Source organism: Limimaricola sp. G21655-S1, from assembly GCF_027213785.1.
Classification (GTDB): domain Bacteria; phylum Pseudomonadota; class Alphaproteobacteria; order Rhodobacterales; family Rhodobacteraceae; genus Limimaricola.
In genome coordinates, this window is sequence record NZ_JAPWGO010000008.1 from 149,734 (window position 1) to 166,931 (window position 17,198).

14 protein-coding genes are annotated in these 17,198 nt (G+C 68.4%); 6 read left to right on the forward strand and 8 right to left on the reverse strand.

Annotated features, from left to right (window positions below):
• Positions 1-64: 64 nt before the first annotated feature.
• Positions 65-1,912 carry an ABC-F family ATP-binding cassette domain-containing protein gene (locus tag O4G76_RS10175; protein ID WP_269397228.1) on the reverse strand — a complete coding sequence of 616 codons (1,848 nt, stop codon included), beginning with the start codon at positions 1,910-1,912 and terminating at the stop codon, positions 65-67.
• 277 nt (positions 1,913-2,189) lie between these two features.
• On the opposite strand from O4G76_RS10175, the gene ndk reads away from it, so the two are divergent.
• Entirely contained in the window at positions 2,190-2,612 is a 423-nt protein-coding gene (gene ndk, locus O4G76_RS10180; RefSeq protein WP_085897253.1) for a nucleoside-diphosphate kinase, read from the forward strand.
• 213 nt (positions 2,613-2,825) lie between these two features.
• Here ndk and O4G76_RS10185 read toward each other — a convergent pair whose 3' ends face one another.
• From O4G76_RS10185 to O4G76_RS10210, 6 genes are all read right to left on the reverse strand, one after another.
• Positions 2,826-3,506 (reverse strand): spermidine synthase, encoded by a 681-nt coding sequence (locus O4G76_RS10185; RefSeq protein WP_269397229.1) that lies wholly within the window; start codon positions 3,504-3,506, stop codon positions 2,826-2,828.
• Positions 3,507-3,711: 205 nt separating this feature from the next.
• Positions 3,712-4,659: a glutaminase gene (locus tag O4G76_RS10190; RefSeq protein ID WP_269397230.1), complete on the reverse strand. Its 948-nt coding sequence runs from the start codon at positions 4,657-4,659 to the stop codon at positions 3,712-3,714.
• A 4-nt stretch (positions 4,660-4,663) separates the two neighbouring features.
• Positions 4,664-5,131 (reverse strand): lytic transglycosylase domain-containing protein, encoded by a 468-nt coding sequence (locus O4G76_RS10195; RefSeq protein WP_085897250.1) that lies wholly within the window; start codon positions 5,129-5,131, stop codon positions 4,664-4,666.
• A gap of 357 nt (positions 5,132-5,488) precedes the next feature.
• Complete coding sequence (locus tag O4G76_RS10200; RefSeq protein ID WP_269397231.1) at positions 5,489-5,842, reverse strand: DUF1850 domain-containing protein; 354 nt, start codon at positions 5,840-5,842, stop codon at positions 5,489-5,491.
• Positions 5,839-7,932, reverse strand: a complete 2,094-nt coding sequence (locus O4G76_RS10205; protein ID WP_269397232.1) for a TRAP transporter permease — start codon at positions 7,930-7,932, stop codon at positions 5,839-5,841. The genes O4G76_RS10200 and O4G76_RS10205 overlap by 4 nt, the downstream gene beginning before the upstream one ends.
• Before the next feature lie 115 nt (positions 7,933-8,047).
• Positions 8,048-9,001, reverse strand: coding sequence for a TAXI family TRAP transporter solute-binding subunit (locus O4G76_RS10210; RefSeq protein WP_269397233.1), 954 nt, complete (start codon positions 8,999-9,001; stop codon positions 8,048-8,050).
• A 195-nt stretch (positions 9,002-9,196) separates the two neighbouring features.
• Between O4G76_RS10210 and O4G76_RS10215 the strand changes: the two genes are divergently transcribed.
• The gene (locus O4G76_RS10215; protein WP_269397234.1) at positions 9,197-11,731 is read left to right on the forward strand and encodes a cation:proton antiporter; all 2,535 of its coding nucleotides are present in this window, start codon (positions 9,197-9,199) and stop codon (positions 11,729-11,731) included.
• Here the strand turns inward: O4G76_RS10215 and O4G76_RS10220 are convergent.
• Positions 11,728-12,324, reverse strand: a complete 597-nt coding sequence (locus O4G76_RS10220) for a gamma-glutamyl kinase (protein WP_269397235.1) — start codon at positions 12,322-12,324, stop codon at positions 11,728-11,730. The two genes, O4G76_RS10215 and O4G76_RS10220, sit on opposite strands and share 4 nt — an antisense overlap.
• A 175-nt stretch (positions 12,325-12,499) precedes the next feature.
• Here O4G76_RS10220 and recA point away from each other — a divergent pair, with 175 nt between their 5' ends.
• The 4 genes from recA to O4G76_RS10240 all read left to right on the forward strand — a co-directional run bounded on the left by recA (position 12,500) and on the right by O4G76_RS10240 (position 17,162).
• The gene (gene recA / locus O4G76_RS10225; RefSeq protein WP_269397236.1) at positions 12,500-13,582 is read left to right on the forward strand and encodes a recombinase RecA; all 1,083 of its coding nucleotides are present in this window, start codon (positions 12,500-12,502) and stop codon (positions 13,580-13,582) included.
• Positions 13,583-13,732: 150 nt separating this feature from the next.
• Positions 13,733-16,411 (forward strand): alanine--tRNA ligase, encoded by a 2,679-nt coding sequence (gene alaS, locus O4G76_RS10230; RefSeq protein ID WP_269397237.1) that lies wholly within the window; start codon positions 13,733-13,735, stop codon positions 16,409-16,411.
• The gene (locus tag O4G76_RS10235) at positions 16,408-16,692 is read left to right on the forward strand and encodes a DUF1330 domain-containing protein (protein WP_269397238.1); all 285 of its coding nucleotides are present in this window, start codon (positions 16,408-16,410) and stop codon (positions 16,690-16,692) included. The genes alaS and O4G76_RS10235 overlap by 4 nt, the downstream gene beginning before the upstream one ends.
• A 59-nt stretch (positions 16,693-16,751) precedes the next feature.
• Positions 16,752-17,162, forward strand: a complete 411-nt coding sequence (locus tag O4G76_RS10240; RefSeq protein ID WP_269397259.1) for an MOSC domain-containing protein — start codon at positions 16,752-16,754, stop codon at positions 17,160-17,162.
• Positions 17,163-17,198: the final 36 nt, after the last annotated feature.

The window sequence follows — 17,198 nt, forward strand, 5'->3', positions numbered from 1 at the left end:
ACTTTGTTCTTCAAATACGCCGGGGGAGGGCCGCAGGCCCGGGGGCAGCGCCCCCGAAACCCGGTCAGGCCGCCTCGGCCCGCTCCAGCTTCTCGAGCGCTGCCATCCACATCGCCTCGGCCCGGCCCAACGCCTCCATGGCCTCGGCGTATTTCTTGTTCCAGGTCTCGAGCTCGCCCTTGCGGCCATCCTCGTAGAGCGCGGGATCGGCGAGCTTCTTGGCGAGCTTGTCGCGCATTTCGTTGATCTTGTTCACCCGCTCCTCGCATTTGCGGGCCTCGGAGCGCAGCGCCAGGATCGTCTCGCGAGAGGGTTTCTCGACCTTGGGCTTCTCGGCTTTCGGCTTCTCGGCGGGCTTGTCGCCGCTGAGCAGCATCTTGCGATAGGCCTGCAGGTCTTCCTCATAGGCCGAGACGCGCCCGTCCTTCACCAGCCAGAGCCGGTCGGCGACCATCGACAGGAGATGCATGTCGTGGCTGACGAGGATCACCGCGCCGGAATAGGCGGTGAGCGCCTCGACCAGCGCCTCGCGGCTCTCGATGTCGAGGTGGTTGGTCGGCTCGTCGAGGATCAGCAGATGCGGCGCGTCGATGGTGGCGAGCAGCAGCGACAACCGTGCCTTCTGACCGCCCGAGAGCCGACCCACCTCGGTCTCGGCCTGCGCCGCGCCGAGGCCGAATCCCGCGAGCCGCGCCCGCAGCTTGGGCGGCGCCACGTCGGGCAGCGCGCGCTGGATGTGCTGCAATGGCGTCTCCTCGACGCGCAACTCGTCGACCTGGTGCTGGGCGAAGAAGCCGATGCGCAGCTTGTTCGAGCGCACGATCTTGCCGCCCATCGGCGCGAGCCGATCCGAAAGCAGCTTCGACAGCGTCGACTTGCCCTCGCCGTTGCGGCCCAGAAGCGCGATCCGGTCGTCCTGATCGATCCTGAGATCGAGCTTCGAGAGCACGACCTTGTCGTCATAGCCGACCGAGACCCCCTCGGTGGCGACGATCGGCGGCGACAGCTCCTCGGGCTCGGGAAAGGTGAAGACGGTGCGGGCCGCGTCCTCGGGCACCCGGATCGTCTCCATCTTCTCGAGCATCTTCACACGGCTCTGGGCCTGCTTGGCCTTGGACGCCTTGGCCTTGAAGCGATCGACGAAGCTTTGCAGATGGGCGCGCTGCGCCTCCTGCTTCTTCGAGGCCGCCATCAGCACGGCGCGCTGCGCGGCGCGGGCCTTGGCGAACTGGTCGTAATTGCCGGACCAGTAGGTGAGCTGGCGGTTTTCCAGATGCAGGATGCCGCCGACCGAGCGGTTCAGTAGCTCGCGGTCGTGGGAGACGATCAGCACCGTGTGCGGGTAGCGCACGAGGTAGCTTTCGAGCCAGAGCGCGCCCTCGAGGTCGAGATAGTTGGTCGGCTCGTCGAGCAGCAGCAGGTCGGGCTCGGAGAAGAGCACCGCCGCCAGCGCCACGCGCATCCGCCAGCCGCCCGAGAAGGCGGAGCAGGGCATGAGCTGCTCGTCATGGGTGAAGCCCAGACCCTTGAGGATCGTTGCGGCGCGCGCCTCGGCGGACCAGGCGTCGATATCGGCGAGCCGGGTCTGGATCTCGGCGATCCGCGACGGGTCGCTCGACTGCTCGGCCATCAGGCTGGCGCGCTCGGTATCGGCAGCCAGCACGGTGTCGATCAGCGAGACCTCGTTGCCCGGCACCTCCTGGGCGACGCCGCCGATGCGGGCGCCGCGCGGCAGCTCGATCTCGCCGGTGTCGAGCGTCAGCTCGCCGCGGATCAGCTTGAACAGCGTGGATTTGCCGGTGCCGTTGCGGCCCACGACGCCGACCTTGTGGCCGGCCGGGATCACGGCGGAGGTATGTTCGAGAAGCGGACGGCCCTCGACGGAATAGGAGATGTCTGTGATGCGCAACATGGACGGGCCTTGCCCGATGCCGGGCGCGAGGTCAACGGGGCCGGTCCCGGGCGGCTCGGGGACGCCATGCGTATTTGGAGAAAGATGAACGGGGGCGGTGCTTCCTCCGGTTCATCTTCTCGCAAATACGCGGATCCCGAAGGCGGACCAGAAGGCGGGGGCTGAACCCCATGCACATCCGGCGTCTTTTCACCTCGCCCGGCTCGTGCTAGGGCGCGCGGCGACCGGAGGCGCATATCCGCGCCCCCTGCTGCAACCCGTTCAAATGAGGGACATCATGGCCACCGAACGCACGCTCTCGATCATCAAGCCCGACGCCACCAAGCGCAACCTGACCGGCAAGATCAACGCCAAGTTCGAAGATGCGGGCCTGCGCATCATCGCCCAGAAGCGGATCCAGCTGACCCAGGACCAGGCCGGCCAGTTCTACGCCGTCCACAAGGAGCGTCCCTTCTTCGGTGAGCTGACCGAATTCATGGCCTCCGGCCCGGTCGTCGTGCAGGTGCTCGAAGGCGAAGGCGCGATCGCCAAGAACCGCGAAGTGATGGGCGCGACCAACCCCGCCGACGCCGCCGCCGGCACCATCCGCGCCGAGTTCGCTGAGAGCGTCGGCGAGAATTCGGTGCACGGCTCGGACGCCCCCGAGACCGCCAAGGAAGAGATCGCCTTCTTCTTCTCGGGCCTCGAACTGGTCGGCTAAGGCCACCTCGTTTCGCAACGACCGAAGGGCCCGCCATTGCGCGGGCCCTTTTTCGTTAACGCCTACGGGTGGACGAGAAGACAGGCAGCGGTGGAAATCGTCAGCGCTTCGCCGGCCCTCTGCTATGACGCCGCAGGCCATCGCGGTCAGTCGTGGTCGCCTTCCCGCACCGCCAAAAGCGTCCAGCTTTCCCGGCGAACCGGTTCTGGCGGCTCAAGTGCCAGCGCGGATGGCGGTCCAGATCGTGTGCCGGGCCCCGCGCTTGGTGCGGCCGGCGCGAACCGTCTTCGCATCCACCTCGAAGCCGCTCAGGGACAGCCTCTCCGAGAATTTCCTGTCCGGCGCGGCGGACCAGACGGCGAGAACCCCGCCGGGGGTCAGGGCGCGGTGCGCGGCGCGCAGCCCGGCCTTGCCGTAAAGCGCGTCGTTTCCCTCGCGCGTCAGCCCGTCCGGGCCATTGTCGACGTCGAGCAGGATCGCGTCGTAGGCCTCCGACGCCGCGCGGATCTCCTGACCCACATCGCCGAGCCGGATCTCGACCCGCGGGTCCGACAGGCAGTCACCGAAGACCGACCCCATGTGGCGCGACGCCCAGTCGACCAGCTCTGGCACGATTTCCGAGACGATCAGCCGCGCGTCGGGTGGCGCGATCGCCTGCGCCGCCCGCAAGGTGAAGCCCATCCCCAATCCCCCGATCAGGACACGCGGCGCGGGGCGACCGGCCAGACGGTCGAAGGCGAAGCTGGCGAGCGCTTCTTCCGACCCGCTGAGGCGGCTGCTCATCAGTTCGTTCCCGTCGCCGAGACGGATCGAGAACTCCTCGCCCCGCCGCAGCAGCCTGAGCGTGTCCCCTTGCGGCGCCGTCGCCGTCGCCAGATGAATCCACGGGAGCATGGCGTCCTCGATCCTTGTCATTCGAACCGGCACAGGCCCTATCCGATCACCCGGCGCATTTGAAGGACGCGCGCTTCAGCGGGCGATCGTCCGAACCTCGTCTCGAAACTGCGGGGCTTCCACATGCGGGGGCTGCGCCGCAGCATCGGTGATGCGATCACGTCCGTGTACCCTGACGGGAGATGCGCGACCTCTCCGGTCGCGCTCAATTCGAGGCGAAGACCGACCAGCCGGTGCGGTCCGCCAGCATTTCCAGCGCCATCGATGCGAGCTGCGAATTGCCGACCGCGTTCAGCCCCGGCGACCAGCAACCGATTGCGGCGCGTCCCGGCGCCACCGCGAGGATGCCGCCGCCGACGCCGCTCTTGCCCGGCAGGCCCACGCGAAAGGCGAATTCGCCTGACCCGTCGTAATGGCCGCAGGTCAGCATCAGCGCGTTGATCTGACGCGCCATGCGCGGCGCGATGGCGCGCGGCCCGCCCGGATGCAGCGCGCCGTCGAAGGCGAGAAAGCGTCCGGCCTGCGCCAGCTGGCGCGGCGTCATCGCGATGGCGCAATGGTGGAAATAGGTGCCGATCACCTTTTCGGGGTGGCGCTGGATCGTCCCGAAATCGCGCATGAAATTGGCCAGCGCCGCGTTGCGCCAGCCGGTTTCGGTCTCGGATTTGGCGACCGCCGGATCGATGGCGATGTCGTCATCATCGGCGAGAAAGCGGACGAATTGCAGGATCTGGCCCAGCGCCTCTCGTGGTTCCGAGCGCGACAGGATCGCGTCGGTCACTGCGATGGCGCCGGCATTGATGAAGGGATTGCGGGGGATGCCGCGCTCGTGCTCGAGCTGGACGATGGAGTTGAACGGATCGCCCGATGGCTCGCGACCCACCCGGGTCCAGAGCTGATCGCCGATCCGGCCCAGCGCCACCGCGAGCGCGAAGACCTTGGAGATCGACTGGATCGAAAAGCGGGTATCGGCATCGCCACCGGCGATCACGTTGCCTTCGGCGGTCGACAGCACCAGCGCGAAGCGGCCGGGATCGATCTTGGCCAGTTCGGGGATGTAGTTGGCGACGCGGCCGCGCTCGGTCTCGCCCGCCATGCGCTCGCAGATCTCATCGACGATCTCGCGCAGCCGTACCGGGTCCGAAACGCTCACCGGTTCAGCACTTCACTTCGCTGTCGCGCAGGCCGGTCTCGACCAGCAGGCAGCGATCGCGCGCTTCGTAATAGTAGCCCCGGCTGTACCATTTCACCGCCGCGTCGCGGTTGCGGTTGCCGACGATCCATGCGCCGCGCAGGTATTTCACCGCGTAGCGCAGGTTGGTGGCCGGATCGAGCAATTCGGAGGCGGGGCCGCGATGACCCATGGTGCGCGCCGTCTCGGGGCTGATCTGCATCAGCCCGTAATAGGACCCGTTGCGCGCGCGCGGGTTGTAGGAGCTTTCGCGCTGCACCACCCGGTGCACCAGATCGCGCGGTACCTTGTAGGCATCGGCATAAGCGTTGATCAGTCGCCTGATCTGGGGCGATTCGTTGGGGTAGAGCTCGGCGGGCTCAGGCTGCCGTCGGCCACAGGCGGCGAGGGCAGCCAGTGAGAGGCCAAGGGCGGCGCGGCGGCTGTAACGCATCGGAAAACTCCGTCTAGGAAGCGGTCCGACCGTTCTAGCCCGCCGCGCCGCGCCGCGAAAGCGCGGCTTGGCCGGGGCGCGCGGCTCAGATTGCCGCGAAGTCCCGGAACATCGGTTTGGCGGGGGGCTTCTGACCCTTGCGGGGCTGCGCTGGGGCGTCTTTGGACGTGGTGTTGCTCGGCATGTCGCGTTCCTTGTCTGCGGCCTTCGCTCAGGCCGCCTCATGCGGTGCCGCTACACTCCGGCGGTAGCGATTCTTCAAGGCTGCACGCGCATGGCGACAGCCGCCGGGCGAAAAAGCGGCACCCCGTGGGAGACCTTTCGCCAACCTAACGGGGACGCCGCTGCGGAGGTCCCTCAACAGGGCGTGAGGTGCAGCGTCCCGCCCGCTTCTGTGCCGAATTCGCGACAGCTCCCGTCGGCGCAGAGCGTCCAGCCGGCACCGGTCGCGCCGGAGGCCGCGAGGGCGAGCGAGGGCACGGCGAGGCCGGGCGACCAGACCCACCAGCCATCCCTCAGCACGGCCCCGGGCCCGGGCTCCATTCCCGCGCCCGATCCGCGTACGCGCGCCTCGACCAGGTGCAGCGCATCGCCATCGACACGCCAGCTTTCGCGCCATTCCACCTTTTCGACGGAATGGGTCCAGCTCAGGTCGAAATCGCCGGTGGCGAGGCCGAGCGCCGTGGCGCCGATCATCAGGCAGGCGCTCATGCCGTCGCCGCGACCGGGCGGCGAACGATCAGGACGGCGGTGAGCGCGGCGAGGCCGAGCCCGATCCAGTCGGTGATCGGCCATGCCGCCACCAGCGTGAAGGCCGCGATCATCGCCAGCACCCGGAGCCATGCGGGCAGGGGCCGCCCGACCCAGCCGATCACGGCCGCGCCCCACAGCCCGATCGAGAAGACCGATTTGGTGATGATCCAGGCCACGGCGGGCCAGTAGCCGATCGCCTCGGCCAGCGGTCCGCCCGCCTGAAGCATCAGCGCCGGCGAATAGACGGCCATGAAGGGGATCACGAAGCCCGCGGCCGCCACCTTGATCGCCTCGATCGAGATCTTCAGCCCGTTCTCCCGCGCGATGGGGGCGGCGGCGAAGCAGGCCAGCGCCACCGGGGGCGTGAGATCCGCGAGGATGCCGAAATAGAACACAAACATGTGGCTGACGATCAGCGGCACGCCCAGCGCCAGAAGCGCGGGCCCCGCGATCGATGAGGTGATGATGTAGTTGGGGATGGTCGGGATGCCCATGCCCAGAAGCAGGCAGGTCACCATGGTCAGCACGAGGCTCAGGAACAGGTTGTTCTGGCCCACCGCGACGATGAACTGGCCGAAGGTGTTGGCCGCCCCCGTCAGGGTCATCGCGCCGATGATCACGCCCACCAGCGCGCAGGCCACGCCGACGGGCAGCGCGGTGCGCGCCCCGTCGGCGAGGCTGTCGCGGCACAGAAGCAGGGTCTCGCGCCCGCCCTTGAAGAACAGGCAGATCGCGATCAGCACGAGGATCGCCGCGACCAGAACCTCGATGCCCCATTGCAGGAATGCCGCCGCCACGAGGCCGAGGCCGACCCAGATGATCGCGCGCAGCACCGCGCTGGGCAGGCCGAGCGCGATCGAGCCGCCGAGGATCAGCAGCACGGTGAGGCCGAGGCCCACGGTCCCCGCGAAGAGCGGCGTGTAGCCCGCGAAGAGCAGGTAGACGAGGATGCCCAAGGGGACGATCAGCATCCAGTTTTCCTTGAGCGCGCCCAGCGCCGAGGGCAGCTCGGCCTTGGAGAGGCCGCGCAGCCCGTGCTTGCCCGCCTCCAGATGCACCATCCAGAAGGCCGAGAGGAAATAGAGCAGGGCCGGGACGATCGCGGCCTTGACCACCTCGACATATTCGACGCCCAGCGTCTCGGCCATGATGAAGGCGACCGCGCCCATCACCGGCGGCATGATCTGCCCGCCCATCGAGGCGGTGCTCTCGACCCCGCCCGCGAAGGCGGCGCGGTAGCCGAAACGCTTCATCAGCGGAATGGTGAACTGGCCGGTGGTGACGACGTTGGCGACGCCCGAGCCCGAGATCGTGCCCATGAGGCCCGAGGAGACCACGGCCACCTTGGCCGCGCCGCCCTGACGGTGGCCGAAAAGCCCGAGCGCCACGTCGGTGAAGAGCCGGATCATCCCGGCCTTTTCGAGAAAGGCGCCGAACAGGATGAACAGGAAGATGTAGGTCGAGGAGACGTAGATCGGAATGCCGTAGATGCCCTCGGTGCCGAAGGCCATGTGGTCGATCACCTGCTCGAAATCATAGCCGCGATGGATGAGCGGCGGCGGCAGGAGCTGTCCGAACAGCGTGTAGGCGAGGAAGACGCCCGAGATGATCGGCAGCGCCGGGCCCATCAGCACAAGCGCCGCGCCGAAGACGGTGACGAGCGCCACGACGCCGATCACCAGATCCATCGGCAACGGCCGCCCCGCGCGCATGATCAGCGGCTCGTACTGCCACCACTGGTAGAGGGCCACGGCCACGCCCGCGAGCGCGAAGGCCCAGGCCGCCGTCTTGAGCCCCGCGCCGCGCCCCCGCGCCGCGGCCACGAGCGGGAAGGTCATCAGCATCAGGAACCCGACATGCAGGGCGCGGGTGACCTGGCTCGGCAGATCGACGAGATGCGCCGCCGTCACGATCTGGAAGCTGGAGAAGACCACGGCGATCCAGAACAGGAGCCGTCCGGTCGTGCCGGGGGGAAAGCCCGAGATGTGGTGGTCGGGGCCGCCCGCCTCGGCGGGGATGTCGGTGAGCGGATCGGGCGTTGCGGTCATGCGGCGTGCCTTCGGTCTGGTGCGAAAAGCCCCGTCATCCGGGGGGATGGCGGGGCGGGATCGGGATCGGGGTCCGGACGCCGCCGTCTCGGGGCGTCCGGGCGGGTCTGGCCGATCAGTCGATCATGCCCTGCTCGCGGTAATAGCGCTCGGCGCCCGGATGCAGCGGGATCGGCATGCCTTCGAGCGCGTTCTCGATCTTGATGTCGGCGGCGGCCATGTGGTTCGCCTCGAGCGTGTCGAGATTCTCGTAGAGCAGCTTGGTCATCTGGTAGGCGAGGTCGTCCGAGACGCCGGCATGGGTGACGAGGTAGTTCGACACGGCGACGGTGGAGACGTCCTCCTCCTGCCCGTCATAGGTGCCGGCGGGGATGGTCGCGGCGATATAGGGCGCGCCGAGGCTCTCGGCGGTCTCGGTCGGGATCGCCACCACGTTGATGTCGATCGAGGAGGCGAGATCGCGGATCGAGGCCACGCCCAGCCCGGCGGATTGCAGCGTCGCGTCGAGCTGGCGGTTCTTGATCAGCTCCACCGACTCCGCGAAGGGCAGGTACTCGGTCTTGCCGAGATCGTCATAGCTCATCCCCATGGCGACGAAGATCGCGCGGGCGTTGAGTTCGGTGCCCGAGGCCGGCGCGCCGACCGAGAGACCCTTGCCCGCGAGGTCGGCGAATTCGGTGATGCCGCTCTCGGCCGAGGCCACGACCTGGATGTAGTTGGGGTAGATCGCGGCGATGCCGCGGATCTGGTCGAGCGGCGCGGTGAAGCCCGCATCGGCATTGCCTTCCCAGGCCATCGCCACCGTGTCGCCCAGCGCGAAGGCCAGTTCGCCGCGACCGTCCTGCAGCAGGTTCATGTTCTCGACCGAGGCCTTGGTCGACTGCACCTGCGTGCGCGCGCCCTCGATGTTCTCGCCGTAGATGTTCGAGAGACCGACGCCGAGCGGGTAGTACACGCCCGAGGTGCCGCCCGTCAGGATGTTGATGAACTCCTGCGCGTTGGCGGCGAGCGGCGTGGCGACGAGCGCGGTGGCTGCGGCGGCGCCCTTGAGAATGGTGCTGATGGTCATGAATTCCTCCCGTTGCGGCGACCCTCCCCGGTCGCCCTGCTGGGCAGGAGACTGCATGAGGGGGGCGGGTCTGGCAAGCGCGTTGGTCATGTTTCCTAACCGCCTCGCAGGGGGGATCGGCTGGCGCGACGCTTTGCCGCCGATCCCGGCCCGAGACCCGTTTCCCAAGCCGCGCCAAGGCTGTATCGCAGGGCCATGGACATCATCATCGCCACCGTCATCCTCGCCACCTTCTTCTTGCTGATCGGTCTGGGGGAGCCTCTCGCCGCGCGATTGCGGCTGCCCTACAACGTGATCCTCGCGGGGTTCGGTCTGGCGGCGGGTGCCGGCGCGACCTTCTTCCTGACCACCCAGTTCACCGATGCGCTGAACCCGGTGGCCGAGGCGATCCTGAACCTGCCGATCCGCTCGAACGTGTTCCTCTACGTGTTCCTGCCGACGCTGCTGTTCCAGGTGACGCTGGGGGTGAACCTGCGGCGGATGCTCGATGACTGGGTGCCGATCCTGACGCTCGCGGTGGTCGCGGTGGTGGTGGCGACGCTCTCTGTGGGCTACGCGCTGTTCCTCACCGGCGTGCTGCCGCTGATGGCCTGCCTGCTGATCGGCTCGATCGTCTCGACCACCGATCCCTCGGCGGTGGTCTCGATCTTTCGCAACCTCGCGGCCCCGCGCCGGCTGAGCCGGATCATCGAGGGCGAGAGCCTGCTGAACGACGCCGCCGCGATCGCGCTGTTCGGCCTGTTCATGGGCTTCGTGATGCGGGGCGTGCCGAACCCGGAGATGCTGCAGGGGCTGGCGCAGTTTCCCTATCTTCTCGGCGCCGGCGGCCTCACCGGCTGGGTCATGGCGCAGGTCGCGGTGCGGCTGATGCGCTGGCTCGGGCGGTTCCCTCTGGCGCAGATCTCGATCTCGGTGGCGTTGCCCTATCTGGCCTATGTCGCGGCCGAGAAGCTGGTCGGTGCCTCCGGTGTGATCGGCGTGGTCGGCGCCGGGCTCACGCTCAACCTCGCGGCGCCGGGGCGGCTGTCGCCGATGGCATGGACCAACATGCGCGAGGTGTGGGACCTGCTGGCGCATTGGGCCGGGGCCTTCATCTTCCTGCTCGCAGCGCTGCTGATCCCGCGCCTCCTGGACGGGGTGCGGCCGGTGGACTTCGCCCTCGTCGCGGTCGTCATCGTGGCGGCGCTGGGCGCCCGTGCGGCGATCCTGTGGGGGCTGTTGCCGCTGCTGAGCCTGCTGAAGCTGTCGCCCCCGGTGGAGCGGCCTTACCGCACCGCGATCCTCTGGGGCGGCCTGCGCGGCGCGATCACGCTGGCGCTGGCGCTGGCGGTGACCGAGAGCCTGCGCGTGCCGGAAGATGTGCGGCGCCTCACCGGCATCCTCGCCACCGGCTTCACGCTGTTCACGCTGATCGTGCAGGGCGTGACGCTGCGCCCGCTGATCAAGCGGCTGGGGCTGGAGAAGCTGTCGCCGCTCGACGCCGCGCTGGCCCGGCAGGTCGTCGCCGTGGCGCTGCAAAGCGTGCGGGAGGCCGTGAGCGAAGCGGCCGAGAATTACGGCCTGACCCGCGAGACGGTGCGCTCCGAGGCCAAGCTCTTTGCCGAGCGGCTCGATCGGGCGGTCGAGAGGGCCGAGGAGGGAGAGGCGATCTTGGATCGCGACCGGATCACACTGGGACTGATCGCGCTGGCCGGTGCCGAGCGCGAGCATGTTCTTCAATTGTTCCGGGATCGGGCGATTTCCAACCGGCAGGCCGAGCGGGCGCTGTCGGAGGCCGACCGGCTGATCGAGACGACCCGTACCGGCGGACGCTCGGGCTATCGGCGCGCGGCGCGCGAAAGCCTCGGGCAGGGCGGGCAGGTCCGCATGGCCGCCTTCCTGCACAACCGGCTGCATATCTCGGGGCCCTTGGCGCGGCTCACCGCCGACCGCTTCGAGCTGTTGCTGACCCAAGGCCTGGTGCTGCGCGACCTCGACGGGTTCATCGACAGCCGGATCCGCCGCATCCATGGCCGTCGCGTGGCCGAGCTTCTGCACGAGCTTATCGGACGGAGGGCCGAGCAGGTGGCGCAGGCGCTCGACGGCCTCAGGCTCCAGTATCCGGGTTATGCCGAGGAGCTGGAACGCCGGTTCATCCGTCGCACCGCGCTCAGGATCGAGGAGCGCGAATACGCGGCGCTGCGCGAGGATGGGCTGATCGGGCCGGAGCTGCACGCGACGCTGCTGGCGCAGATCGAGGCGCAGCGCGGCGAGGCCGAGGCACGGCCCAAGCTCGACCTCGCGGTGCAGAAGGCGGTGCTGGTGCAGCAATTCCCGCTCTTCGCCGATCTCGACCAGGCGGTGCGGCAGCGGCTCGCCAAGGCGCTGGTGACCCGCTTCGTGGCCGCGGGCGAGGTGCTTCAGGCCCGCGACGCGCCGGCCCGTTCGGTGAGCTTCATCGCCTCTGGTGCCGTGGAGATCGAGACCGCCGGACAGAAGATCCGGCTCGGCCGTGGCGAGATGTTCGGCCAGCTGGCGCTGCTCACTCCGAAGCGGCGCCGCGCCGAGGTGCGGGCGCTTAGCCACGGGGTGCTGCTGGAGCTCGACGAGGCGCGGTTCCTGCGGCTCCTGCGGCGCAGCCCGGCGCTGCGCGAGGCGGTGCATGAAAGCGCGATCAAGCGCGGCATGGATCCCGAGCGTGCTGCGGCGCTGGGCGCGGCGCTGGGCAAAGAGAGCGAGTCCGCCGCCTAGGCGCGCGCCTGTTCCCAGACCGTGAACTCGGCCGCGCGCTTGCGGCGCAGCTTCGAGGCGACATGCTCCGGCAGATCCATCGGATGCTCGGGCGAGACGTTGACCCGGGGCAGGTCGATCCGCGTCGCGAGCCGCTCCTCGAGAAAGCCCACCAGAAGCTCCATCGACTCGTAGCGGAACAGGTGATCGACCGCGACGTTGCCCTCGCCGTCGCCGACGAAGCGCGCCTGGCTGCCCACGGCGGCATAGGGGGCGGGCTTGCCGCGCGCGAACTGGTCGACGAAATCGTCGAAGCCCACGCCGCGCGTCGAATTGACATGCCCCGCGAGATCGTCGCGCTGGCGATAGCGCCACCAGCTGCCGAGCCAGTCCACCGGCTCGCGCACCGCCGCCACGGTTTCGAATCCCGAACCACCCGCCGCCTCGATCAGCGGCACGACGAAGCGCCGGGCCCGGTAGAGCGGCGCGTGCTTGATCTGCGGCGGGTCGCGCAGCACGAATTGCGCGCGCGGCGCCAGCGCCCCCTCGAGCGCGGTGGTGCCGGTCTTGGGCACCGCCAGAAGGATCAGCCGCTCTTTCCAGAATACCAGCATCGAGCTCTCCGTGACGTGATCGGCTCAACCTTACATTAACCGCTCTCGAGGGAAACTGGCGGCAGGTTTCACTTGCAATGTTCCCATTATGGTCTCATATGGCGGGGAGTGAACAAGACATGAACGACGCAATGATTGCCGCCATGTGGCGGGTGTGGGATAAGGATTGCGGACAATGGCAATGGCAGATCTTCTCCAGATGAGCGACAAGCGCACGGCAGACCGGCAGAAGGCGCTCGACAGCGCCCTGGCCCAGATCGAACGGCAGTTCGGCAAGGGCTCCATCATGAAGCTGGGAGGCGAAAACCAGTTTCCCGACATCGAGGCGACCTCGACCGGTTCGCTCGGTCTCGACATCGCGCTGGGCATCGGTGGCCTGCCCAAGGGCCGGATCATCGAGATCTATGGCCCTGAAAGCTCGGGCAAGACGACGCTGACGCTGCACGCGGTGGCCGAGGAACAGAAGAAGGGCGGCGTCTGCGCCTTCGTCGACGCCGAGCACGCGCTCGACCCGCAATACGCCAAGAAGGTCGGGGTGAACCTCGACGAGCTGCTGATCTCGCAGCCCGACACCGGCGAGCAGGCGCTCGAGATCGTCGACACGCTGGTGCGCTCCGGCGCGGTGTCGATGGTCGTGGTCGACTCGGTCGCGGCGCTGACCCCGAAATCCGAGCTCGAGGGCGATATGGGCGACAGCTCGGTCGGCGTGCATGCCCGGCTGATGTCTCAGGCGATGCGCAAGCTCACCGGCTCGATCTCGCGCTCCAACTGCATGGTCATCTTCATCAACCAGATCCGGATGAAGATCGGCGTCATGTTCGGCTCGCCCGAGACGACCACCGGCGGCAACGCGCTCAAGTTCTACGCCTCCGTGCGCCTCGACATCCGCCGCATCGGCGCGATCAAGGATCGCGACGAGGTGGTCGGCAACTCGACCCGCGTGAAGGTCGTCAAGAACAAGGTCGCGCCGCCGTTCAAGCAGGTCGAGTTCGACATCATGTATGGCGAGGGCATCTCCAAGACCGGCGAGCTGCTCGACCTCGGCGTCAAGGCGGGCGTGGTCGACAAGTCCGGCTCCTGGTTCTCCTATGGCGATCAGCGGATCGGCCAGGGTCGCGAGAACGCCAAGACCTTCCTCAAGGAAAACCCCGCCGTCGCGACCGAGATCGAGGACAAGATCCGAGCCGCGCATGGGCTGGAATTCCTGATGTCCGACGATGATGGCGGCAGCGGCGACGACGATCTCGTCGACATGTGACGCCACCCTCTCGGGGTGACACGGAACGACAGGAAGGGGCCGGGGCGCAAGCTTCGGCCCCTCGCCTTTGGGTGCCCCTCATGCGCGCGGGACTTTACGCGATGCATGGGCGGGGATAGGACGTGGACGCCGCGACCCGAAGGAGACGACATGACCAGCCTCGCCGATATCCGCTCCACCTTCCTGGACTTCTACCGGCGGCAGGGCCACGCCGTGGTGCCCAGCTCGCCGCTGGTGCCGCGCAACGACCCGACGCTGATGTTCACCAATTCGGGCATGGTGCAGTTCAAGAACCTGTTCACCGGGGTCGAGACGCGCGACTACAGCCGCGCCACCACGGCGCAGAAATGCGTGCGCGCCGGCGGCAAGCACAACGATCTCGACAATGTGGGCTATACCGCGCGGCACCACACCTTCTTCGAGATGATGGGCAACTTCTCCTTCGGCGACTACTTCAAGGAAGAGGCGATCCGCTATTCCTGGGAGCTGCTGACCCGCGATTTCGGCCTGAACCCCGACAAGCTCTTGGTCACGGTGTTCCACACCGACGACGAGGCGGCGAACCTGTGGAAGAAGATCGCCGGATTGCCGGACGAGCGGATCATCCGCATCTCGACCTCGGACAATTTCTGGATGATGGGGCCGACGGGGCCCTGCGGACCCTGCTCCGAGATCTTCTACGATCACGGCCCGTCGATCTGGGGCGGCCCTCCGGGCTCGCCCGAGGAAGACGGCGACCGGTTCATCGAGATCTGGAACATCGTCTTCATGCAGTACGAGCAGTTCGAGGACGGCACCCGCCGCGATCTCGACGCGCAGTCGATCGACACCGGCATGGGGCTGGAGCGGATCGGCGCGCTGCTGCAGGGCAAGCACGACAACTACGACACCGACCTGATGCGGTCGCTGATCGAGGCCTCGGCGCACGCAACCTCGTCCGATCCGGATGGTGACGGCCGCGTCCATCACCGCGTGGTCGCCGACCACCTGCGTTCGACCTCCTTCCTGATCGCCGATGGCGTCATGCCCTCGAACGAGGGGCGCGGCTACGTGCTGCGCCGGATCATGCGCCGCGCCATGCGCCACGCGCATCTGCTGGGCGCGCAGGACCCGCTGATGCACCGGCTGGTGCCGGCGCTGGTGCAGGAGATGGGCGCGGCCTATCCCGAGCTGGGGCAAGCCCGCGCGCTGATCGAGGAGACGCTGCGCGCCGAGGAGACCCGGTTCCGCCAGACGCTCGATCGCGGTCTGCGGCTTCTCGACGACGAGCTGTCGAACCTGCCCGAGGGCGCGGCGCTGCCGGGCCAGGCGGCGTTCAAGCTCTACGACACCTATGGCTTCCCGCTCGACCTGACGCAGGACGCGCTGCGCGAAAAGGGCCGGACCGTCGATACCGACGGCTTCGACGCCGCCATGGCCGAGCAGAAGGCCAAGGCACGCGCCGCGTGGGCCGGTTCGGGCGAGGTGGCCGATGCGAGCCATTGGTACGACCTCGCCGACCAGCACGGCGCCAGCGAGTTCCTCGGCTATGACACCGAGGAGGCCGAGGGCCAGATCCTCGCCGTGCTCGACGGCGCCGAGCAGGTCGAGAAGGCCGAGGCCGGCCGCAAGGTGCAGGTCGTTCTCAACCAGACGCCGTTCTACGCCGAAAGCGGCGGCCAGGTCGGCGACACCGGCACGATCCGCACCGAGACCGGCCTCGTGCGCGTCTCGGACTGCCGCCGCATCGCCGGGCTCTTCGTCCATGTCGGCGAGGTGACCGAGGGCCATGTCGATCGCGGGCAGGGCGCCGAGCTGAAGGTCGATCATGACCGCCGCACCGGCATCCGCGCCAACCACTCGGCCACGCACCTCCTGAACGAGGCGCTGCGCCGCGCGCTCGGCGATCACGTCGCGCAACGCGGCTCGCTCAACGCGCATGACCGTCTGCGCTTCGACTTCAGCCACAGCGCCGCCCTGACCCCGGCCGAGATCGAGAAGATCGAGGACGAGGTCAACGAGATGATCCGGCAGAACTCCACCGTCGAGACGCGGGTGATGACCCCGGACGAGGCGCGGGGCCTCGGCGCGCAGGCGCTGTTCGGCGAGAAATACGGCGACGAGGTCCGCGTCGTGTCGATGGGCAAGCTCGACGGTTCGGGCAAGGGCACCGATCAGGCGACCTATTCGATCGAGCTCTGCGGCGGCACCCATGTGCGCCAGACCGGCGACATCGGCGCCTTCGTGCTGCTGTCGGACAGCGCGTCCTCCTCGGGCGTACGCCGGGTCGAGGCGCTGACCGGCCGCGAGGCGCTGAAGCATCTCGCACAGCAGGGGCAGACCCTCACCGAGGTGGCGCAGATCCTCAAGACGCCGGTGGCCGAGGTGCTCGACCGCGTGAAGGCGCTGGCCGAAGAGCGTCGCCGCCTCGCCAACGAGATCGCCCAGCTCAAGCGCGAGATGGCGATGGGCGGCAGCGCCGGCGGCGCCGGCGCCCAGCCGGTCGAGGTCGGCGGCGTGAAGTTCCAGGGCCAGGTGCTCAAGGGCGTGACCGGCAAGGATCTCCCGGCGCTGATCGACCAGCTCAAGGCGCAGATCGGCTCCGGCGCGGTGCTGCTCATCGCCGATACCGGCGGCAAGGCGGCGGTGGCGGCGGGCGTCACCGACGACCTCAAGGACCGCGTCTCGGCGGTCGAGCTTCTGCGCGCGGCTGTGGCCGAGCTCGGCGGCAAGGGCGGCGGCGGCCGTCCCGACATGGCGCAGGGCGGTGCGGCGAGCGCCGACAACGCCGAGGCCGCGATCAAGGCCGCCGAGGCGGTTCTGGCGCAGGCGGCGGAGGGCGTGGCATGAGCGCGCTCTGGATCGCCCATGTGAAGGTCACCGACGAGGCGGCCTACAAGGAATACGCCACACGCGCCACTGGGGTGATCGCCGATCACGGCGGCGTCTTCCTCGCGCGTGGCGGCGCCTATGAGCAGCTCGAGGGAAAGGACCGCCCGCGCAACGTCGTGGCGCGGTTTCCAAGCCTGCAGGCGGCGCATGACTGCTACCATTCCGCGGCCTATCAGGAGGCGCTGAGCTTTGCCCGCAATGCGGCCGAGCGCGACCTCGTGATCGTCGAGGAGGTCTGAGGCTGGAGACGGTCGCAAGCCTGACCGCGCGGTTTCCGCGCCCCGGTCGAATCGAATGGATCGGATTGAGGCCCGCGCGACGCGCGGGCCTTCTCCATGTCGAGAGCGCAGAAATAACCGAGACCGGGCTGGCGGGCGATCACGCGCGCCCCGGCAAGCGGGCGGTGACGCTAATCCAGGCCGAGCATCTGCCGGTCATCGCCGCGCTGTCGGGACATGACGCCCTCGCGCCGGAAACCCTGCGCCGCAATATCGTCGTCTCAGGGCTGAACCTCACCGCGGCGCGGCACCGGCTGCTGCGCGTCGGGACGGCCCTGTTGCGGTTCACGGTGCCCTGCGCGCCTTGCTCGCGGATGGAGGTGGCGCTCGGTGAGGGCGGCTACAACGCGATGCGCGGCCATGGCGGCTGGTGCTGCGAGGTGGTCAAGCCGGGGCGACTGGAGCGGGGCGGCACCGTCGCCCCGGTCTGAAATCCGGCAAAACGGAACGAAAAACGCCCGGTCTTT